The organism is Pseudomonas entomophila, assembly GCF_013523165.1.
GTDB lineage: Bacteria > Pseudomonadota > Gammaproteobacteria > Pseudomonadales > Pseudomonadaceae > Aquipseudomonas > Aquipseudomonas entomophila_A.
The window spans coordinates 91395-112414 of sequence record NZ_JAAMQI010000005.1 but is presented as its reverse complement, the minus strand read 5'-3'; the positions used below and the strand labels follow the sequence as shown (position 1 = coordinate 112414).

At 65.3% G+C, this 21020-nt stretch carries 18 protein-coding genes; 12 read left to right on the top strand and 6 right to left on the bottom strand.

The annotated features are described in order from the left end of the window. Nucleotides 1-21: 21 nt before the first annotated feature. The gene (gene ygfZ, locus G7Z99_RS05555) at nt 22-966 is read right to left on the bottom strand and encodes a CAF17-like 4Fe-4S cluster assembly/insertion protein YgfZ (RefSeq protein ID WP_181092586.1); all 945 of its coding nucleotides are present in this window, start codon (nt 964-966) and stop codon (nt 22-24) included. 177 nt (nt 967-1143) lie between these two features. Between ygfZ and G7Z99_RS05550 the strand changes: the two genes are divergently transcribed. After that, entirely contained in the window at nt 1144-1398 is a 255-nt protein-coding gene (locus G7Z99_RS05550) for an FAD assembly factor SdhE (protein ID WP_181092585.1), read from the top strand. Beyond that, nucleotides 1382-1834: a protein YgfX gene (locus G7Z99_RS05545; RefSeq protein WP_181092584.1), complete on the top strand. Its 453-nt coding sequence runs from the start codon at nt 1382-1384 to the stop codon at nt 1832-1834. The genes G7Z99_RS05550 and G7Z99_RS05545 overlap by 17 nt, the downstream gene beginning before the upstream one ends. On the opposite strand, the gene nadB is transcribed toward G7Z99_RS05545, so the two are convergent. After that, nucleotides 1803-3419 carry an L-aspartate oxidase gene (gene nadB, locus G7Z99_RS05540; protein ID WP_181092583.1) on the bottom strand — a complete coding sequence of 539 codons (1617 nt, stop codon included), beginning with the start codon at nt 3417-3419 and terminating at the stop codon, nt 1803-1805. The genes G7Z99_RS05545 and nadB overlap by 32 nt on opposite strands. 428 nt (nt 3420-3847) lie before the next feature. Between nadB and rpoE the strand changes: the two genes are divergently transcribed. From rpoE to pdxJ, 10 genes are all read left to right on the top strand, one after another. Beyond that, the gene (rpoE, locus tag G7Z99_RS05535; RefSeq protein WP_060394795.1) at nt 3848-4429 is read left to right on the top strand and encodes an RNA polymerase sigma factor RpoE; all 582 of its coding nucleotides are present in this window, start codon (nt 3848-3850) and stop codon (nt 4427-4429) included. A gap of 31 nt (nt 4430-4460) precedes the next feature. Continuing rightward, entirely contained in the window at nt 4461-5051 is a 591-nt protein-coding gene (locus G7Z99_RS05530) for a sigma-E factor negative regulatory protein (protein ID WP_181092582.1), read from the top strand. Nucleotides 5052-5072: 21 nt separating this feature from the next. After that, nucleotides 5073-6035 (top strand): MucB/RseB C-terminal domain-containing protein, encoded by a 963-nt coding sequence (locus G7Z99_RS05525; protein ID WP_181092581.1) that lies wholly within the window; start codon nt 5073-5075, stop codon nt 6033-6035. Between the two features lie 187 nt (nt 6036-6222). Further along, complete coding sequence (locus G7Z99_RS05520) at nt 6223-7623, top strand: DegQ family serine endoprotease (protein ID WP_258196969.1); 1401 nt, start codon at nt 6223-6225, stop codon at nt 7621-7623. 282 nt (nt 7624-7905) lie between these two features. Beyond that, a complete protein-coding gene (lepA, locus tag G7Z99_RS05515; RefSeq protein ID WP_181092579.1) occupies nt 7906-9705 on the top strand; it encodes a translation elongation factor 4 in 1800 nt (599 codons plus the stop codon). 5 nt (nt 9706-9710) lie between these two features. Then, nucleotides 9711-10565, top strand: a complete 855-nt coding sequence (gene lepB / locus G7Z99_RS05510) for a signal peptidase I (protein WP_181092578.1) — start codon at nt 9711-9713, stop codon at nt 10563-10565. 208 nt (nt 10566-10773) lie between these two features. Next, nucleotides 10774-11463, top strand: a complete 690-nt coding sequence (rnc, locus tag G7Z99_RS05505) for a ribonuclease III (protein ID WP_181092577.1) — start codon at nt 10774-10776, stop codon at nt 11461-11463. Further along, nucleotides 11456-12358 carry a GTPase Era gene (era, locus tag G7Z99_RS05500; RefSeq protein WP_181092576.1) on the top strand — a complete coding sequence of 301 codons (903 nt, stop codon included), beginning with the start codon at nt 11456-11458 and terminating at the stop codon, nt 12356-12358. The genes rnc and era overlap by 8 nt, the downstream gene beginning before the upstream one ends. A 51-nt stretch (nt 12359-12409) precedes the next feature. Then, nucleotides 12410-13093 (top strand): DNA repair protein RecO, encoded by a 684-nt coding sequence (recO, locus tag G7Z99_RS05495; protein ID WP_181092575.1) that lies wholly within the window; start codon nt 12410-12412, stop codon nt 13091-13093. A gap of 43 nt (nt 13094-13136) precedes the next feature. Beyond that, nucleotides 13137-13877: a pyridoxine 5'-phosphate synthase gene (pdxJ, locus tag G7Z99_RS05490; protein WP_181092574.1), complete on the top strand. Its 741-nt coding sequence runs from the start codon at nt 13137-13139 to the stop codon at nt 13875-13877. 16 nt (nt 13878-13893) lie between these two features. Here pdxJ and cmoB read toward each other — a convergent pair whose 3' ends face one another. The 4 genes from cmoB to G7Z99_RS05470 form a co-directional block, all read right to left on the bottom strand. Further along, entirely contained in the window at nt 13894-14850 is a 957-nt protein-coding gene (cmoB, locus tag G7Z99_RS05485) for a tRNA 5-methoxyuridine(34)/uridine 5-oxyacetic acid(34) synthase CmoB (RefSeq protein ID WP_181092573.1), read from the bottom strand. Further along, a complete protein-coding gene (gene cmoA / locus G7Z99_RS05480) occupies nt 14847-15590 on the bottom strand; it encodes a carboxy-S-adenosyl-L-methionine synthase CmoA (RefSeq protein WP_181092572.1) in 744 nt (247 codons plus the stop codon). The genes cmoB and cmoA overlap by 4 nt, the downstream gene beginning before the upstream one ends. A gap of 132 nt (nt 15591-15722) precedes the next feature. Further along, nucleotides 15723-18143, bottom strand: coding sequence for an endopeptidase La (lon, locus tag G7Z99_RS05475; RefSeq protein ID WP_181092571.1), 2421 nt, complete (start codon nt 18141-18143; stop codon nt 15723-15725). 447 nt (nt 18144-18590) lie between these two features. Next, on the bottom strand, nt 18591-20996 hold the full coding sequence (locus tag G7Z99_RS05470; RefSeq protein ID WP_181092570.1) for a glucose/quinate/shikimate family membrane-bound PQQ-dependent dehydrogenase: 2406 nt from the start codon (nt 20994-20996) through the stop codon (nt 18591-18593). Between the last annotated feature and the right edge of the window lie 24 nt (nt 20997-21020).

Genomic DNA, 21020 nt, shown 5'->3' with positions numbered 1-21020 from the left:
GCGACACGCAGGGCGAGCAGGTCAACGCTGGATTTCCCGGTCGCGATCCAGTTCGTACGGCAAGCTCGCCAGAGTCAGGCGCGGCCCCTCCGGGCTGCCCAGGTGCAACTGCCCGGACTCGACGGCATCGGCTGCCACCACCGCCAGCAGCTCGCAGCCGCCTTCGCCCGTGGGCGCGGCCAGCACCACTTCGCCGACCGAAGAGCCATGCACCGGGGAGAACAGGCCGGTGCCAGGCGCCGGCGCCTGGCCGTCGTCCAGCAGCAGACGGTACTGGCGACGCTTGAGCTTGCCCAGGTACTGCATGCGCGCGACGATTTCCTGGCCGGTGTAGCAGCCCTTCTTGAAGCTCACGCCGCCGACGGCCTGCAGGTTGATCATCTGCGGGATGAACAGCTCGCGGGTCTGCGCCATGACCTGGCCCAGGCCGGCTCGCACCTGGCCGAGCAGCCAGTGGTCCAAAGGCGCTTCGGGCAGCGCGTCACGCAGGCGTGCCAGCACGGCCTCGTGCTGCTCGGCAGGCACCCACAGCTCGGCGCGCTGCGGCGAGACGTTGACGGCGATCAGGCCCTCGTGCGTGCAGAGCCCGCCCGCTTCGTCCGGTAGCACGAGGCCCAGCGCCGCGAGCAGCGGCTCGCCTTGCTGCAGGCCATAGCGCGACCAGTGTGCGCTGGCATCGCTCAAGGTGGCCTTGGAGAACACCGCGTATTTCTTCAGGTCCGCCAGCTGCGGTGCCAGCAGCTCCTGGGTCATGGCCAGCAGGAAGCCTGCATCGTGCGGCACGATGCGAAAGCTCGACTGCATGCGGCCCTTGGGTGTGCAGCGGGCACCGAGACTGGAATGCGCGGGGTCGAGGTAATTGAGGTTGCAGGTCAGTTGTCCCTGCAGGAACTTGCCGGCATCGGAGCCGTGGACGGCAAGAATGCCTTCGTGGCTGAGTGGGCAGTAGAACGCGGAGTCGGCCATGGGTCATCGCAGTTGGTAAAGTCTGCAGTCATGATAGAGGGCCACGGGCAAAATAGGTAGGTGCGTGGTCTGGCCGGGCGGCGAGGGCGCGAAGGGGCTGACAGGCACGTGCGACCAATGCCGCGTGTCGCTGACGGGGCGGGCCTGTATACTGGCCGGCCATTCGAGGAGGGTCCCATGGTCGAACAAACTGAACTCAACCGGCTGTTCTGGCACAGCCGACGCGGCATGCTCGAGCTGGACGTGCTGCTGGTGCCGTTTACCCAGGAGGTCTACGCCACCCTGAGCGAAGAGGACCGCGCCCTGTACCGTCGCCTACTGAGCTGCGAGGACCAGGACATGTTCGGCTGGTTCATGGAGCGCAACGAGTCCGAAGACCCTGAGCTGCAGCGCATGGTCCGCATCATTCTGGACCGTGTCCAGCCCAAGTGACCGCTTCACGTGCCATTGGCAAGGCTCGCGCCTGCTGCTGGTGACGTACCTGATCGTCCAGGCCCTGGCCCTGGGCACGCTCCTCCTGGCGGCGCTGCCGGGCTGGCTGGTCGCGGGGATGGTGCTCGCCTGCCTGGGGCATGCCTGCTGGGCACTGCCACGGCGGATCCTGCTCAGCCATCCAGACGCGGTCACCGGGCTGCGCTGCGAGCCTGGCGGCTGGCAGTTGTACACCCGAGCGACCGGTTGGCAGCCGGTGCGTCTGTGCCGTGACAGCGTGGCGCTGCCGCGCCTGGTGGTGGTGCGCTACGTGCCCCAGGGCGCGCGCCTGGGGCGCAGCCAGTGCATCCCGTTCGATGCGATGCCGCCGGACGCACACCGCCGCCTGCGGGTGCGCCTGAAGTTCAGTCGGCAGCGTTGGGCGGCTGCAGGATAGTGTCGAACGCCTGGGGCAACAGGGCAGGGTAGTCGAGTGTGTAGTGCAACCCCCGGGACTCGCGCCGCGCCATCGCCGAACGGATCATTAGTTCGGCCACTTGCGCCAGGTTGCGCAGCTCGATCAGGTCGCGGCTGACCTTGTAGTTGCTGTAGAACTCGTCGATCTCGTCGAGCAGCAGCCGCACCCGATGCTCGGCGCGCTGCAGGCGTTTGCTGGTGCGCACGATCCCCACGTAGTCCCACATGAACCGCCGCAGCTCGTCCCAGTTGTGCGCGATGATCACGTCTTCGTCCGAGTCGGTCACCTGGCTGGCGTCCCAGCAGGGCAGGGCGCAAGGAGGCGCGACCTGGTCGAGGCGCGCCTGGATGTCCTGCGCTGCCGAGCGGCCGTAGACGAAGCATTCCAGCAGCGAGTTGCTGGCCATGCGGTTGGCGCCGTGCAGGCCGGTGCAACTGGTCTCGCCGACCGCATACAGGTTAGGCACGTCGGTCAGGCCACGTTCGTCCACCAGCACGCCGCCACAGGTGTAGTGGGCGGCCGGCACCACGGGGATGGGCTGGCGAGTGATGTCGATGCCGAAGGTCAGGCAGCGCTCGTAGACCGTGGGGAAGTGGTGCTTGATGAACGCGGCAGGCTTGTGGGTGATGTCCAGGTACACGCAGTCGATGCCCAGGCGTTTCATCTCGTGGTCGATGGCGCGGGCGACGATGTCGCGGGGCGCGAGTTCTTCACGGGCATCGAAACGCGGCATGAACCGCTCGCCGTCGGGCAGGCGCAGCAGCGCACCTTCGCCGCGCAGCGCTTCGGTGATCAGGAAGCTCTTGGCCTGGGGGTGATACAGGCAGGTGGGGTGAAACTGGTTGAACTCCAGGTTCGCCACCCGGCAGCCGGCCCGCCAGGCCATGGCGATGCCATCGCCGCAGGCGCCATCAGGGTTGCTGGTGTAGAGGTAGACCTTGGCCGCACCGCCGGTGGCGAGCACGGTGAAGCGCGCGCCGAAGGTGTCGACCTCGCCGGTGGTGCGGTCGAGCACGTAGGCGCCCAGGCAGCGCTCGCCGTCCAGGCCCAGACGCCGCTCGGTGATCAGGTCGACGGCGACCCGCTGCTCGAGCAGTTCGATGTTCGGTCGCCGCCGCGCCTGTTCGAGCAGCGTGGCGAAGATCGCCGCGCCGGTGGCATCGGCGGCATGGATGATGCGGCGGTGACTGTGCCCGCCCTCGCGGGTCAGGTGGAACTGGAAGCTGCGATCGCCTCCGTCGGTCTCGGCGTCCCGGGTGAAGGGCACGCCTTGTTCGATCAGCCACTCGATGGCCTCGCGGCTGTGCTCCACCGTGAACCGCACGGCCGTCTCGTTGCACAGGCCGCCGCCAGCGTCGAGGGTGTCCTCGACGTGCGACTGGACGGTGTCGGCGTCGTCCAGCACGGCCGCGACGCCGCCCTGGGCCCAGAACGTGGAGCCGTTGGCCAGGTCGCCCTTGCTCAGCACCGCGATGCGCAGGTGCGCGGGGAGGTTCAAGGCCACGCTAAGGCCGGCAGCACCGCTGCCGATAACCAGGACATCGTGTTGAAGGTGTTGGCTCATGTCAGGGCACTAGTATTCTTTGGGAGGGGCGCGGCACAATAGTCACGCGCAGGTGGCATTGTGAAACCATCGTGAATCCAGACCGGCTGTCTTTATAGCAGTCACGCCCGCCCGATTTCCATGGGCGTCGTCAGGAAGGCCGATCTTTGTGGGAACTTTCTGCATGGGAAGTCTCTCAATAGAAGGCTGCCCACACGTCATGATTGCCGCGGCGACACAAGCGAAGCGCCCAGCCGGGCAGCTTGTGTATCGAAGACCAGACTATCGACGTGGCAGGCCGTGAGCGCGCTGCGTCTTCCATGCGAGCCGTCAGAGGTCGCAGGAAACTTGCTTGAAGGGGGAGAACTTTTGCGCGAAGCCCGAGTCTATGGTTGCAAGCCTGAGCGATGGCCGTTGCAACGCTCCTTCAAGATCACTGAGGAGTGTTCATGCTAACCCAGGAAGAGGATCAGCAGCTTGTCGAACGCGTACAGCGGGGCGACAGGCGAGCGTTTGATCTGTTGGTGCTCAAGTATCAGCACAAGATTCTCGGGTTGATCGTGCGGTTCGTGCACGATACCCACGAAGCCCAAGACGTGGCTCAGGAAGCCTTCATCAAGGCTTACCGAGCGCTTGGCAACTTCCGCGGCGACAGCGCGTTCTACACGTGGCTGTACCGCATCGCCATCAACACGGCGAAGAACTACCTGGTGTCCCGCGGTCGGCGGCCGCCAGACAGCGACGTCAACTCCGAGGATGCGGAGTTCTACGACGGCGATCATGGTCTCAAGGATCTTGAGTCCCCTGAGCGTTCGTTGTTGCGGGATGAGATCGAAGGCACCGTCCATCGGACCATCCAGCAATTGCCCGAAGATTTGCGCACTGCCCTAACATTGCGCGAATTCGACGGTCTGAGTTACGAGGACATTGCCAGCGTCATGCAGTGTCCGGTGGGTACCGTGCGTTCCAGGATTTTCCGCGCTCGGGAGGCCATCGATAAAGCCTTGCAACCCCTGTTGCATGAAACCTGAGACAGCGGCTACAGCCAAGAGAGGAACCGCCATGAGTCGTGAAGCTTTGCAGGAATCGCTGTCCGCGGTGATGGACAACGAAGCGGACGAACTGGAACTGCGTCGTGTGCTCAACGCCACGAACGATGCCGAAGCGCGTGCCACCTGGGCGCGCTACCAGGTCGCACGTGCAGCGATGCACAAAGAACTGCTGCTGCCAAAGCTGGACATCGCCTCGGCGGTCTCTGCAGCCCTGGCAGAAGAAGAAGCGCCTGCCCCTGCCAAGCGCGGTGCATGGCGTGGCCTGGGTCGTCTGGCTGTTGCAGCCTCCGTCACCTTCGCCGTGCTGGCCGGTGTCCGCCTGTACAACCAGGATGACATTGCAGGCAATCAGCTGGCCGCGCAACAACCCGTCCAGCAGGGCGTCGTTGCCCCGCAGGCACAAGGTCCGGCCGTACTGGCAGGCTACACCGAAGGTGCCGAGCAGACTGCTGCGCCTGTCACCAACGGCGTCATGCAGAATCCAGGCAACTGGGACAAGCGCCTGCCAGGCTACCTGCGTCAGCATGCACAGGACTCGGCCCTGAAGGGCAATGACGGTGCACTGCCTTACGCGCGTGCCGCCAGCATGGAAAACCACTGATACCACTGATCAAGGACGTTCATGCGTGCGCTACCACTGTGGCCGCTGGTCTTCAGCGGCTTGATGGCGGCGCCTGCACTGGCAGCCAGTTCTTCGCCCGAGGCGAATGACTGGCTGAACAGGCTGGCCCACGCCGAGCAAGGACAGAGCTACCAAGGTTCTTTCATTTACGAGCGCAACGGCAGCTTCTCTTCCCACGACATCTGGCGCCGCGTCCAGGCAGGGAAGGTCAGTGAACGCCTGTCGCAACTCGACGACGCCCCCCAGGAAATCGTTCGCGTCAATGGCAAGGTCCAGTGCGTCAGTGGCGCCTTGGGTAACGATGCCCTGACACCGGCCAGCCAGGCCGCTCCCGTACTCGACCCCCTCAAGCTGATGAGCTGGTACGACCTCACGGTCACCGGACGCTCGCGCGTGGCCGGTCGTGAAGCCGTGGTCATCAGCCTGGTCCCGCGTGATGCGCACCGCTATGGCTTCGAGTATCACCTCGACCGCCAGACCGGGCTACTCCTGCGTTCGCTGATGACCAACGACAAGGGACAGCTGCTGGAGCGTTTCCAGATGACGCGCCTGGACACGACGCCTCCGACCGATGCGCAGTTGCGCCCCGGTGCCGCCTGTCGTCCCGTCAAACCCGTGCCGGTGGCCACGACCGACGATGCGCCGGCCTGGCGTGCCGAGTGGCTGCCGCCTGGTTTCGAGTTGACCGACAGCAGCGTACGGCGTGATCCACAGCGCAACAGCCGGGTCGAAAGCCTGCTGTACGACGACGGCCTGGCACGCTTCTCGGTGTTCCTCGAGCCGGTCGACGACACGCAGGTCAAGGACATGCGTCTGGCCGTGGGGCCGACCGTGGCCGTGTCCAGGCAGCTGAACACCGCCGAGGGCGCGTTCATGATCACGGTGGTGGGCGAGGTGCCGCTGGGCACGGCCGAACGCGTGGCGCTGTCCATGCGGCCCCAGGCCCGTCCCGAGCGCCCGTGAAGACGGGCCTTCGGGTCATGGCTTGAAACGAAATTAACGTTTTGTCATTTGCAAAAAGCGCGCGGATTTTTTATAGGTCAGGCTCCTCGACGCCTGACCTCTCCTGCGTTGCAGAGGCCTCATTGCCAACTACGCTCGTTTTGACGGGAGCCGTATGTCACTACCTCGTTTCAAATCCTACCTCTCGATGTTCGCTGCCGTGTTCATGCTCGGCCAGCTGGCCGTCGCCCAGGCACAGGAAGCCCTGCCTGACTTCACCACACTGGTCGAGCAGGCCTCGCCTGCCGTGGTGAACATCAGTACCAAGCAGAAGCTGCCTGCGCGGCGCGTCGCACAAGGCCAGATGCCCGACCTGGAAGGCCTGCCGCCGATGTTCCGCGAATTCTTCGAACGTGGCCTGCCGCAGCAGCCGCGCTCGCCGCGCGGTGACCGCCAGCGCGAGGCCCAGTCGCTGGGCTCGGGCTTCATCATCTCCAGCGACGGCTACGTGCTGACCAACAACCACGTGATCGCCGATGCCGACGAGATCATCGTACGTCTGTCCGACCGCAGCGAATTGCAGGCCAAGCTGGTCGGTACCGACCCACGCACCGACGTGGCGCTGCTGAAGGTGGACGGCAAGAACCTGCCGACCGTCAAGCTGGGCGATTCGGAAAAGCTCAAGGTTGGTGAATGGGTGCTGGCCATCGGGTCGCCGTTCGGCTTCGATCACTCGGTGACCAAGGGCATCGTCAGCGCCAAGGGGCGCACGCTGCCGAACGACACCTACGTTCCGTTCATCCAGACCGACGTGGCCATCAACCCCGGCAACTCCGGTGGCCCGCTGTTCAACATGAACGGGGAGGTGGTCGGCATCAACTCGCAGATCTTCACCCGTTCGGGCGGCTTCATGGGGCTGTCCTTCGCCATCCCGATCGACGTGGCGCTGGACGTGTCCAACCAGCTGAAGAAAGACGGCAAGGTCAGCCGTGGCTGGCTGGGCGTGGTCATCCAGGAGGTCAACAAGGACCTGGCCGAGTCCTTCGGGCTCGAGCGTCCTGCAGGCGCCCTGGTGGCCCAGGTGCTCGAAGACGGCCCGGCGGCCAAGAGCGGCCTGCAGGTCGGCGACGTGATCCTCAGCATGAATGGTCAGCCGATCGTCATGTCCGCCGACCTGCCGCACCTGGTCGGCAGCCTGAAGGATGGCGCCACCGCCAAGCTGGAGATCATCCGCAACGGCAAGCGCCAGAACCTCGACGTGACCGTCGGTGCGCTGCCGGAAGACGACGCCGACATCGGCACCGGTGGCCAGTCTGGCGCCGAGCGCAGCAGCAACCGCCTGGGCGTGTCCGTGGCCGAGCTGAGCGCCGAGCAGAAGAAATCGCTGGAGCTCAAGGGCGGTGTGGTCATCAAGGACGTGCAGGATGGCCCGGCTGCCCTGATCGGCCTGCGTCCGGGCGACGTCATCAGCCACCTGAACAACCAGGCGATCACCTCGGCCAAGCAGTTCACCGAGATCGCCAAGGACCTGCCGAAGAACCGCTCCGTGTCGATGCGGGTGCTGCGCCAGGGCCGTGCCAGCTTCATCACCTTCAAGCTGGCGGAATGACGCAGCGGTAGGTCACTCGCTGCAAGCGGCAAGTGAAAACAGGGCCGGTGTGGGGACTCGTTCCGTGCACCGGCCCTGCGCTCATTAGGGCTGACGCTTTCCAAGGGGGCAGCCATCGGAATGCCTGCACCCTGACGGGATCCTCCAGGCCCGACCGCACGGCTTGCAGCGTGCCGCTCATGGCTTGCCACTCACTCAGGTAGCCGACCCCCCCTCTTTCCAGTACAATTCCTGGCTATTTTCCGCGGGCGTCCGGCTCGCAGCCTTATCGAGTGTTGACCCGTGAGTGATTTGAGTCATATCCGCAATTTCTCCATCATCGCCCACATCGACCATGGCAAGTCGACGCTGGCCGACCGGTTCATCCAACTGTGCGGCGGCCTGACGGCGCGCGAGATGGAAGCCCAGGTACTTGATTCGATGGACCTGGAGCGCGAGCGCGGGATCACCATCAAGGCCCACAGCGTGACGCTGCATTACAAGGCGCGTGACGGCAAGACCTACCAGCTCAACTTCATCGACACCCCTGGTCACGTCGACTTCACCTACGAGGTCAGCCGTTCGCTGGCGGCCTGTGAAGGCGCCTTGCTGGTGGTCGATGCGGGGCAGGGCGTCGAGGCTCAGTCCGTCGCCAACTGCTACACGGCCATCGAGCAGGGCCTGGAAGTCATGCCCGTGCTGAACAAGATGGATCTGCCGCAGGCCGATCCCGATCGCGTCAAGGACGAGATCGAGAAGATCATCGGCATCGACGCCACCGACGCGGTCGCGTGCAGCGCCAAGAGCGGCATGGGCGTGGACGAGGTGCTCGAGCGCCTGGTACAGACCATCCCCGCGCCCGAGGGCGAGATCGACGCACCGCTGCAGGCGCTGATCATCGACTCCTGGTTCGACAACTACCTGGGCGTGGTCTCGCTGGTGCGTGTGCGCCAGGGCCGGGTCAAGAAGGGCGACAAGATCCTGGTCAAGTCCACCGGCAAGGTGCACCTGGTCGACAGCGTCGGTGTCTTCAACCCCAAGCACACCCAGATGCCCGACCTGAAGGCCGGTGAAGTCGGTTTCATCATCGCCAGCATCAAGGACATCCACGGCGCGCCGGTGGGCGACACCCTGACCCTGTCCTCGACGCCGGAAGTCGAAGTGCTCTCGGGCTTCAAGAAGATCCAGCCCCAGGTCTACGCCGGCCTGTTCCCGGTCAGCTCCGACGACTTCGAGGACTTCCGCGACGCCCTGCAGAAGCTGACCCTGAACGACTCGTCGCTGCAGTACCTGCCGGAAAGCTCCGACGCCCTGGGCTTCGGTTTCCGTTGCGGCTTCCTCGGCATGCTGCACATGGAGATCATCCAGGAGCGCCTGGAGCGCGAGTACGACCTGGACCTGATCACCACGGCGCCGAGCGTGATCTTCGAGGTCAAGCTCAAGACCGGTGAAACCATCTACGTCGACAACCCATCCAAGCTTCCGGACGTCTCCTCGGTCGAAGATTTCCGCGAGCCGATCGTCTCGGCCAACATCCTTGTGCCTCAGGAGCACCTGGGCAACGTCATTACCCTGTGCATCGAGAAGCGTGGCGTCCAGCGCGACATGCAGTTCCTGGGCGCGCAGGTGCAGGTGCGGTACGACCTGCCGATGAACGAGGTGGTGCTGGACTTCTTCGATCGCCTGAAGTCCACCAGCCGTGGCTATGCGTCGCTGGACTACCATTTCGACCGCTACCAGTCGGCCAACCTGGTCAAGCTGGACGTGTTGATCAACGGCGACAAGGTCGATGCACTGGCGCTGATCGTGCATCGGGACAACGCGCACTACAAAGGGCGCGCCTTGACCGAGAAGATGAAGGAGCTGATTCCTCGGCAGATGTTCGACGTCGCGATCCAGGCTGCCATCGGCGGCCAGATCGTCGCCCGGACGACCGTCAAGGCCCTCAGGAAAAACGTTCTGGCCAAGTGCTACGGTGGCGACGTGAGCCGTAAGCGCAAGCTGCTCGAGAAGCAGAAGGCCGGTAAGAAACGCATGAAGCAGGTCGGCAACGTGGAGATTCCACAAGAAGCCTTCCTCGCCGTGCTCAAGTTGGATAGCTAGGTCCTATGTCGCTAAATTTCCCGCTGTTGCTCGTCATCGCCGTTGCCGTCTGTGGTGCGTTGGCCCTGATCGACCTGGTGCTGCTCGCACCGCGTCGGCGGGCAGCCATCGCCAACTACCAGAACAGTGTCAGCCAGCCAGACATGGCCGTGGTCGAGCGACTGGACAAGGAGCCGTTGCTGGTCGAGTACGGCAAGTCGTTCTTCCCGGTGCTGTTCATCGTGCTGGTGCTGCGTTCGTTCCTGGTCGAGCCGTTCCAGATTCCGTCGGGGTCGATGAAACCGACCCTGGAAGTGGGCGATTTCATCCTGGTGAACAAGTTCTCCTACGGCATTCGCCTGCCGGTGCTGGACAAGAAGATCATCGAAGTGGGCAACCCCCAGCGCGGCGACGTGATGGTGTTCCGCTACCCGAGCGATCCGAACGTCAACTACATCAAGCGGGTCGTGGGCGTGCCGGGTGACACGGTGCGTTACACCGCCGACAAGCACCTGTACGTCAACGACCAACCGATCGCCGAGCAACTGGTCGGCCCCGAGCCTGGCACCCTGGGCAGCGCCCAGCGGTACAAGGAGCAGCTGGGCGCCGCCGAGCACCTGATCCGCAAGGAGATGCGGCGTAGCCGTGTCATGCCGGACCAGCAGTGGACCGTGCCGGCCGGCCACTACTTCATGATGGGCGACAACCGCGACAACTCCAACGACAGCCGCTTCTGGGACGATCCCAACATCCCGCAGGCGCTGCACGGCATGGTGCCCGACCGCAACATCGTCGGCAAAGCCTTCGCCGTGTGGATGAGCTGGCCTGAGCCCAAGCTCAGCCACTTGCCCACGCTGTCACGGGTCGGCCTGATCCGGTAATACCCAATCGGCGCTGTCGCAAGACGGCGCCGAATGCATTTATGGCATAGGCTGTGTCCAAGACGGTCGAATGCACCGGCCACGCCCGAACGGGGCGCACAGCCAAACAGTCTTTCCAGGATGTTGATTTGAACACTGTGTTGAACATGACGGCGCTCCTTCGCGAGACGCCGAACAAGAAGACCGGCTCTGCCCGTCGGGTGGTGGCATGAGCGCACCGCTGAGTCGTCTCGAGCGCAAGCTGGGCTACACCTTCAAGGACCAGGACCAGATGGTGCTGGCCTTGACCCACCGCAGCTTCGCTGGCCGCAACAACGAGCGCCTGGAGTTCCTGGGCGATGCGATCCTCAACTTCGTCGCAGGCGAGGCGCTGTTCGAGCGCTTCCCGCAGGCGCGCGAAGGCCAGCTGTCGCGGCTGCGCGCTCGGCTGGTCAAGGGCGAGACCCTGGCCCGACTGGCCCGCGGCTTCGACCTGGGCGAATACCTGCGCCTGGGCTCGGGCGAGCTCAAGAGCGGCGGCTTTCGTCGTGAGTCGATTCTGGCCGACGCACTGGAAGCCTTGATCGGCGCGATCTACCTGGATGCCGGCATGCAGGCCGCGCGCGAGCGCATCCTGGCCTGGCTGGTCGACGAGTTCGAAGGGCTGACCCTGGTCGACACCAACAAGGACCCCAAGACCCGGTTGCAGGAGTTCCTGCAGTCGCGTGGCTGTGAACTGCCGCGCTACGAAGTGGTGGACATCCAGGGCGAACCCCACTGCCGCACCTTCCTCGTCGAGTGCGAGGTGGTTCTGCTCAACAACAAGAGCCGTGGCCAGGGCGTGAGCCGGCGCATCGCTGAACAGGTCGCCGCGGCGTCCGCACTGATCGCCTTGGGCGTGGAGAATGGCAATGACTGAGAACACTTCGACCCGCTGCGGCTACGTGGCCATCGTGGGCCGCCCGAACGTGGGCAAGTCGACCTTGCTCAACCACATCCTCGGGCAAAAGCTGGCGATCACCTCGCGCAAGCCGCAGACCACTCGGCACAACATGCTCGGGATCAAGACCGAAGGCGAGGTGCAGGCCATCTACGTCGACACGCCGGGCATGCACAAGGCCAACGACAAGGCCCTGAACCGCTACATGAACCGCAACGCCTCGGCCGCCCTCAAGGACGTCGACGTGGTGATCTTCGTGGTCGACCGGGCGCGCTGGACCGACGAGGACCAACTGGTGCTCGAGCGTATCCAGTACGTCGAAGGGCCGGTGATCCTGGCGGTCAACAAGACCGATCGCCTGGACGAGAAGGCCGAGCTGATCCCGCACCTGCAGTGGTTGCAGACCCAATTGCCAGCGGCCGAGATCGTGCCGATCTCGGCGCAGCAGGGCCACAACCTCGAGGCCCTCGAGGGCCTGATCGCCAAGCACCTGCCGGAGAACGAGCATTTCTTCCCGGAAGACCAGATCACCGACCGCAGCAGCCGCTTCCTGGCCGCCGAACTGGTGCGCGAGAAGATCATGCGCCAGCTCGGTGCCGAACTGCCGTACCAGATCACCGTCGAGATCGAGGAATTCAAGCAGCAGGGCCATGTGCTGCACATCCATGCACTGATCCTGGTCGAGCGTGATGGCCAGAAGAAGATCATCATTGGCGACAAGGGCGAGCGCATCAAGCGCATCGGCTCGGACGCCCGCAAGGACATGGAAACCCTGTTCGACGCCAAGGTCATGCTCAACCTGTGGGTCAAGGTCAAGGGTGGCTGGTCCGACGACGAGCGCGCCCTGCGTTCGCTCGGTTACGGCGATCTGTAACACGGCCTGGCCTGCCGCCCGGCAGGCCGCCCCCGCCAGGAACGATGCCTGATGCAGCAAGCTGTCGGACAACCGGCCTACGTGCTGCACAGCCGGGCCTATCGCGAAGCCAGTGCCCTGGTGGACTTCTTCACGCCGCAAGGCTGCGTACGCGGCGTCCTGCGCCGCGCACGGGGCAAGAGCGGCAGCGTCATGCGGCCGTTCGCCCTGCTCGAGGTCGAGCTGCGCGGGCGTGGCGAGCTCAAGACCGTGGGCCGCTTGGAGGGCGTCGGCAATGCGCCCTGGCTGCACGGCGATGCCCTGTTCAGCGGGCTCTACCTCAACGAGCTGCTGGTGCGCCTGCTGGCCCCTGAAGTGCCGCACCCGGTGCTGTTCGAACACTATGGCCTGACGTTGCAGGCGCTGGCCGAAGGGCGTGCGCTGGAACCCTTGCTGCGGGCCTTCGAGTGGCGTTTGCTGGACGAGCTGGGCTACGCCTTCTCGTTGAACCAGGACGTCCAGGGCGAGGCGATCGAGCCGGGTGCCCTGTACCGTCTACACGTCGATGCCGGTCTCGAACGGGTGGAGCTGGCGCAGCCAGGGCTATTCACCGGGGCCGATCTGCTGGCCCTGGCCGATGCCGACTGGGACGCGCCTGGCAGCTTGCTGGCCGCCAAGCGCCTGATGCGTCAGGCGCTGGCCGTGCACCTGGGGTCCAAGCCGCTGGTCAGTCGCGAACTGTTTCGCAAGCGCTGAGCACGTCGTATGCTGTGGGGCTCAACTTTCAGGAGCGCCCTTCGTGACCCACAGCAACCGCATCCTTCTTGGCGTCAACATCGACCACGTCGCGACCCTGCGCCAGGCCCGGGGCACGCGTTACCCGGACCCGGTCAAGGCCGCGCTGGACGCCGAGGAGGCGGGCGCCGACGGCATCACCGTGCACCTGCGCGAAGACCGCCGGCACATCCAGGACCGCGACGTGCTGCTGCTCAAGGACGTCCTGCAGACCCGCATGAACTTCGAGATGGGCGTCACCGAGGAGATGATCGCGTTCGCCGAGCGCATTCGTCCGGCGCATGTCTGCCTGGTGCCCGAAACCCGCCAGGAGCTGACCACCGAGGGCGGGCTGGACGTGGCGGGTCAGGAAGCGCGCATCCACGCGGCGGTCGAGCGCCTGGCGCGGACCGGTGCCGAAGTCTCGTTGTTCATCGACGCCGATCCCAGGCAGATCGAAGCGGCCCGCCGCGTGGGTGCGCCGGCCATCGAGCTGCACACCGGGCGCTATGCCGACGCGCAGACCCCGACCGAGGTGGCGCTCGAGCTCGAGCGTATCGCGCAGGGCGTGGCCAAGGGCGTGGAGCAGGGCCTGATCGTCAATGCCGGGCACGGCCTGCACTACCACAACGTCGAGGCGGTAGCGGCGATTCGTGGCCTCAACGAGCTGAACATCGGTCACGCCCTGGTGGCCCATGCCTTGTTCGTCGGGTTCAAGGCCGCCGTGGCCGAGATGAAGGCCTTGATCGTCGCGGCGGCGCGTTAAAGCCCTGGGGCGCGCATCACTTGCGCGCCACCATCACCGCACGGCGTGGCGCGGGCAGGCCTTCGACCGTACGGGTCGGATCGTTCGGATCGAGGAAGTCGCTGAGTGACTGATAGCGCATCCAGGGCGTGCTGCGCTGCTCGTCGACCTGGGTGACGCTGACGTCCACGCACCGCACGTCGCTGAACCCGGCGCGGCGCATCAAGCGTGCCAGCGCCGGCACCGACGGCAGGAACCAGACGTTGCGCATCTGCGCGTAGCGGTCTTCGGGCACCAGCATCTGCTGCTCGTCGCCTTCGATGACCAGGGTCTCCAGCACCAGTTCGCCTCCCTTGACCAGGCAGTCCTTGAGCGCCAGCAGGTGCTCGATGGGCGAGCGGCGGTGATAGAACACGCCCATGGAGAACACGGTGTCGAAACCTTCCAGTTGCGCGGGCAGCTCTTCCAGCGCGAAGGGCAGGTGCCAGGCAGGGTGGTGCGGCAGGTAGCGCTGCACGGCCTGGAACTGGCAGAAGAACAGCCAGTTCGGGTCGATGCCCACGACCAGGTCGGCGCCCGCCCCGAGCATGCGCCACTGGTAGTAGCCGTTGCCGCAGCCAACGTCCAGGACCCGCTTGCCGACCAGGTCCAGGTGCGGTGCCACGCGCGACCATTTCCAGTCCGAACGCCATTCGGTGTCGACGTGCACCCCGAACAGGTCGAACGGCCCCTTGCGCCAGGGCGAGAGCCCCATCAGCGCAGTGCGCACCTGCTGGCGCGTCGCCTCGTCGCAGGCAGCGTCCAGGCGCACACCGTCGCTCAGGTCGATATCGCCAGGGTGCAGGTCGGGCAGGGCATCGACGGCGGCCTGCCAGCGTGCCAGGTCCCCGTGACCCTTGCGCAGTTTGGCCTCCAGTTGGGCGGGCAGGGTAGCAGCCCACTGGGCCAGTGGCGTAGGGGCAAGGCGTTGAAGCAGCGGCGAGAGATCGATCATGGCAGGGCAATCAGGGAGGCGAAGTTGAGGCATTGGAACCAGGGCACCACGTGAGAGAAGCCCGCCGCCAACAGGCGTTCGCGGTGGATCTCGAGGCTGTCCGGTTTCATCACGTGTTCGATGGCGCTGCGTTTCTGGGCGATTTCCAGGTCGCTGTAGCCGTTGGCGCGCTTGAAGTCCAGGTGCAGGTCGCCGAGCAGCGCCTGGGCCTGGGGCTCTTCGAAGCGCAGCTTCTCGGACAGGATCAGCGCACCGCCGGGCAGCAGTGCCTGGCGGATCCGGCTCAGCAGGGCCAGGCGTTCGTCAGGCGCGATGAACTGCAGGGTGAAGTTCATCGCCACCACCGAGGCAGGTTCCAGCGGCAAGGCCAGGATGTCGGCCTCCACCACCTGGACCGGCAGCAGCTCCTGGAACATCGAGTCCTGTGCCGTCAGGTACTGGCGGCAGCGTTCGACCATGGCCGCCGAGTTGTCCACCGCGACCACGCGACAGCCTTCGGTACGGACGTGCCGACGCAACGCCTGGGTGACCGCGCCGAGCGACGCGCCCAGGTCGTACAGCGCCGTACCGGGTTGGGCGAAACGCGCAGCGACCACGCCGAGGTTTTCCACGATGGTCGGGTAACCCGGCACGGAGCGCTTGATCATGTCCGGGAACACCCGCACCACGTCCTCGTTGAACACGAAGTCGGGCACTTGCTCCAAGGGTTGGGCAAAGAGGCGGTCGGGGTCTTGGCTCACGGCAGTTCCAGAGTGAATCGGGAAAAGGGCGGCATTCTAGCCGAAGCGCCCTTGCCGTGCATCGGTTGAGCTACACGCTACACGCCGCCACCGTCCTGCTCGGAGCCTGTAGCGCGTAGCTCAACCGCTCACTCAGGCGAACAGCACCTTGGCCACGTCGCCATAGCGCTTGGCAAAGTGCACGGTCAGCCCTTCGCGCAGGTAATCGGGCAACTCCTCGAAGTCCCCACGGTTGGCGTCCGGCAGGATCAGCTCGAAGAGCTTCTGCCGACGGGCGGCGATGACTTTCTCGCGCACGCCACCGATCGGCAGCACCTGCCCGGTCAGGGTCAGCTCGCCGGTCATGGCCACGCCCCGCTTGGGCGCCTGGTCACGGGCCAGCGACAGCAGCGCGCTGGCCATGGTGATGCCGGCGCTCGGGCCATCCTTGGGCGTTGCGCCTTCCGGCACGTGCAGGTGAATGAACGCCTCGTCGAAGAACGCCGGGTCGCCGCCGAACTGCGTCAGGTTCGAGCTGACGTAGCTGTAGGCGATCTCGGCCGATTCCTTCATCACATCACCGAGTTTCCCGGTCAGCTTGAAACCGCGATTGAGGGTGTGCACACGGTTGGCTTCGATCGGCAGGGTGGCCCCGCCCATGCTGGTCCAGGCCAGGCCGGTGATCACCCCTTTGCCTTCCAGGACCTGCTCGCTACGGAACACCGGGATGCCGAGGGCGGCTTCCAGGTCCTTCGGGCCGATCTTCAGCTTGGCCTTGGGGTCTTCCAGCAATTTCAGCACGGCCTTGCGCACCAGCTTGCCCAGCTGCTTCTCGAGCTGGCGAACCCCGGCCTCACGGGCGTAGCCGTCGATCACCAGGCGCAAGGCGCTGTCGCTGATGCTCAGGCTGGACTTGGCCACACCGGCCTTGGCCAGTTGCTTGGGCCACAGGTGGCGCTTGGCGATGGCCAGTTTTTCTTCGGTGATGTAGCCGGACAGGCGAATCACTTCCATGCGGTCGAGCAGCGGGCCTGGAATCGAATCGAGGGTGTTGGCGGTGCAGACGAACAGCACCTTGGACAGGTCCAGGCGCAGGTCCAGGTAATGGTCGAGGAAGTCGACGTTCTGTTCCGGGTCGAGGGTTTCGAGCAAGGCCGAGGCCGGGTCGCCCTGGTAGCTCTGGCCCATCTTGTCGATCTCGTCGAGCATGATGACCGGGTTCATCACTTCGACGTCCTTCAGTGCCTGCACCAGCTTGCCTGGCTGGGCGCCGATGTAGGTGCGTCGGTGGCCCTTGATCTCGGCCTCGTCACGCATGCCGCCGACGCTGAACCGGTAGAACGGCCGGCCCAAGGATTCGGCGATGGACTTGCCGATGCTGGTCTTGCCGACACCGGGCGGGCCGACCAGCAGGACGATGGAACCGCTGATCTCGCCTTTCCAGGCACCGACGGCCAGGAACTCGAGGATGCGGTCCTTGATGTCGTTCAGCCCGGCATGGTGCTGGTCGAGCACCTTGCGGGCGTGCTTGAGGTCGAGCTTGTCCTTGCCATACACGCCCCAGGGCAGCGCAGTGGCCCAGTCCAGGTAGTTGCGGGTGACGGCGTACTCCGGCGAGCCGGTCTCCAGAATGGCCAGCTTGCCCATCTCTTCATCGATGCGCTTCTGCGCGGCCGGCGGCAGGGTCTTGTCCTTGAGCCGCTGTTCGAACTGCTCGAGGTCGGCGCTGCGGTCGTCCTTGGTCAGGCCCAGCTCCTGCTGGATGACCTTGAGCTGCTCCTTGAGGAAGAACTGGCGCTGGTGCTCGCCGATCTGCCTGTTGACCTCGGCAGAGATCTCGTTCTGCAGGTGCGCGACCTCGACTTCCTTGCGCAGCATCGGCAGGACTTTTTCCATGCGCTTGAGCATCGGCACGCAGTCGAGCACTTCCTGCAGTTGCAGGCCGGTGGCCGAGGTCAGGGCAGCGGCGAAGTCGGTCAGCGGGGAGGGGTCGTTGGGGCTGAAGCGGTTGAGGTAGTTCTTCAGCTCCTCGCTGTAGAGCGGATTGAGCGGCAGCAGCTCCTTGATCGCGTTGATCAGGGCCATGCCGTAGGCCTTGATCTCGTCGGTCGGTTCGGACAGCTGGCGCGGGTACTCGACTTCCACCAGGTAAGGCGGGCGATGGTGCTTGAGCCAGGTGCGGATGCGCACACGGGTCAGGCCCTGGGCGACGAACTGCAGCTTGCCATTCTCGCGGCTGGCATGGTGCACCTTGACCAGGGTGCCGTACTCGGGGAGTGCCGAGGTATCGAAATGGCGGTGGTCTTCTGGTGGGGTGTCCATGAAGAACAACGCCAGCGAGTGGTGCGGCGTCTTGGCGACCAGGTCGAGCGTTTCGGCCCAGGGCTCTTCATTGACGATGACCGGCAGCACTTGTGCGGGGAAGAACGGGCGATTGTGGATCGGAATCACATAGACCTTGTCTGGCAACTGCTGGCCGGGCAAGGCCAGGTGCTGTCCCGAAACGGCCTGGGCATCGATGTGTTCGACTTCGTGTTCTTCGGGATGATCCGGGTAATCCTGCTGGTCGCTCATGGGGCACCTGCGTGAATGGCTATGGTGCTTAGATGGGGGGATCGGGGGTGGGTTTCAAGTTTCGCGGGGTTGGGCGGTGAATGACCATCAGGGCGCATGCAGGACGCCGCCTCAGCGTCGATGCGGGCCCTATCGCTGGCAAGCCAGCTCCCACTGGACCTCATTCCAGACAACTGCCTGCCATCAGCCCACTGACTGGGTTCCTGTAGGGCCTGCCAGCGATAAGGCCTGGTCAGGCGCCGCCTGCATCGCGGGCAAGCCCGCTCCCACAGGTGGCCGGTGACTGGGCTGATGCCAGGTAGTTGCTTGGAATAGGGGCCAGTGGGAGCTGGCTTGCCAGCGATGGGGCATCAGTCAATGAGTCCGGTACAGACACTGCACCGGACCCAAGGACTGCGTACGCGTTCATGCGCCGAGCGCGAGCCTTGCAGCTCGCCCTCGAATGCCTCAGCGCAACTTGTAGGCGATGATGTAGTCGCCCATGCGCGTGCCCAGCGACCCGTGGCCACCGGCGGTGATCAGCACGTACTGCGCGCCGTCCTTACCGGTGTAGGTCATCGGGGTGGCCTGACCACCTGCTGGCAGGCGACCTTTCCACAGCTCCTTGCCGTTGTTCACGTCATAGGCACGCAGGTACTGGTCCAGCGTCCCGCTGAGGAAGGCCACGCCGCCGGCAGTGACGATCGAGCCGCCCATGCTCGGCACGCCCACGGGCAGGCCGATCGGCACCGGGGTGCTGTCACGGGTAGTGCCGTTCTTGTGCTTCCAGACCACCTTGTGGGTGAACAGGTCGACAGCGGCCACATAGCCCCAGGCCGGTGCCTGGCAAGGCAGGCCGAGCGGCGACAGGAACGGGTGCATGATCACCGCGTACGGTGCGCCGGTGTTGGGCTGCACGCCGCTGGTCTCGCTCTCGCGATGGCTGCCGGCTTCGACCTTGTCGCGTGGCACCATCTTGGAGACGAAGGCCATGTAGTTCGGCGAGGTGAACAGCAGCTGGCGCACCGGGTCGACCGATACGCCGCCCCAGTTGAACACCCCGACGTTGCCTGGGTAGATCAACGAACCCTGCTCCGAAGGCGGTGTGTACTGGCCTTCGTAACGCAGCTGGCGGAACTGGATCCGGCACAGCATCTGGTCGAACGGGGTGGCGCCCCACATCGAACGCTCGTTCAGCTCCGGGCCCAGCAGGTTCAGGTCCGAACGGGCCTGGGTCGGTGCGGTGTGGTCGCCCTCGACGGCGCCTTGCGGCACGGGGATCTCGCGGATCGGCACGATCGGCGTACCGTCGCGGCGGTCGAGCACGTACAGGCTGCCCTGCTTGGTCGGTGCGATGATCGCCGGCTTGATGCCGTCGTCGGTCTTCAGGTGCACCAGCGTCGGCTGGCTGCCCACGTCCATGTCCCACAGGTCATGGTGCGTGAACTGGTAGTTCCAGCGAACCTTGCCATCGGCCAGGTTCAGCGCGACGATGCCGGCGCTGAAGCGCTCGGCGCCCGGGGTGCGGTCGCCGCCCCACTGGTCCGGCATCTGGTTGCCCAGCGGCAGGTAGACCATGCCCAGGGTTTCATCGACGCTGGCCAGGGACCACATGTTCGCCGAGTTGCGGCTGTAGGTCTGACCGGCCGGCAGCGGACGGGTGTCGTCCGGGTTGTTGCTGTCCCAGTTCCAGACCAGGTGACCGTCGTGCACGTCATACGCGCGAATCACGCCGGATGGCTCGTCGGTCGACTCGTTGTCGGTGACGTGGCCGCCGATGATCACCAGGTCGCGGGTGATGGCGACAGGCGAGGTGGAGTAGTAGCCGCCCGGCGTGAACGGGCCGATGCCTTGCTTGAGGTCGACCACGCCCTGGTTGGCGAAGCCTTCGCAGACCTTGCCGGTGTCGGCGTTGAGGGCGATCAGGCGCGCATCGGCGGTCGGCAGGTACAGACGGCGAGGGCAGGCACGTGCGACGTCCTGGCCCACGGCGGATATCTGTGGCGCCGGGCTGCCATCACGGCTGACGTAGTTGTTCTCGTCGTAGTAAGAGACGCCGCGACAGGTCATGTGGGCGAAGCCCTTGAAGCCGACCGGGCTCTTGAGGTGCGGATCGTAGCGCCAGAGTTCTTCGCCGGTGTCCGGGTCCAGCGCCAGCACCTGGCTGTGCGCGGTGCAGGCGTACAGCTTGCCGTTGACCTTCAGCGGGGTGTTTTCGTTGGTGATCTCGACAGGGTCATCGTCACGCGGCATGTCGCCGGTGCGGATGCGCCAGGCTTCTTCCAGGCGCGACACGTTCTGCGGCGTGATCTGGCGCAGCGGCGAATAGCGATCGCCATGCTCGGTACGGCCATAGGCCTGCCAGTCGCCCTCGGGCATCGACGGCGCAGCGCTGGCCATCTCGCTGGTATCGCGGCCCAGCTCGCCCTGGATCTCGCCAGGGTGAGTGAACTGGCTGCCGACTGCCGAAGCGCCAGAGGCGATGACTGCGATGCTCAGCACGGCCACGTTGGCCTTGGCCGACGAACCGATCAGCGGACGGCGTGCCCACGGCAGCAACAGCAGCACGCCGAACACGAACCAGAGCGACAGGCGTGGCACCAGCTGCCACCAGTCCAGGCCCACTTCCCACAGCGCCCAGACGGTACTGGCCAGCAGGAACACGCCATACAGGCCCAGGCCGAGGCGGCGGCGGGCCAACAGCAGGATGCCCGAAAGCGCCAGCGCGGCGCCCCCCAGCAGGTAATACAGCGACCCGTCCAGCTGGACGAGCGTCAGGCCGCCCGCCACCAGGGCCAGGCCCATCAGCAGTAGCAGCACGCCCAGCAGGCGCGGCAGCCACAGTGTTTCGTGTTTGGCACTCGCAGTGCTCATCGTCGATTGTCTCCATCGGCCCGT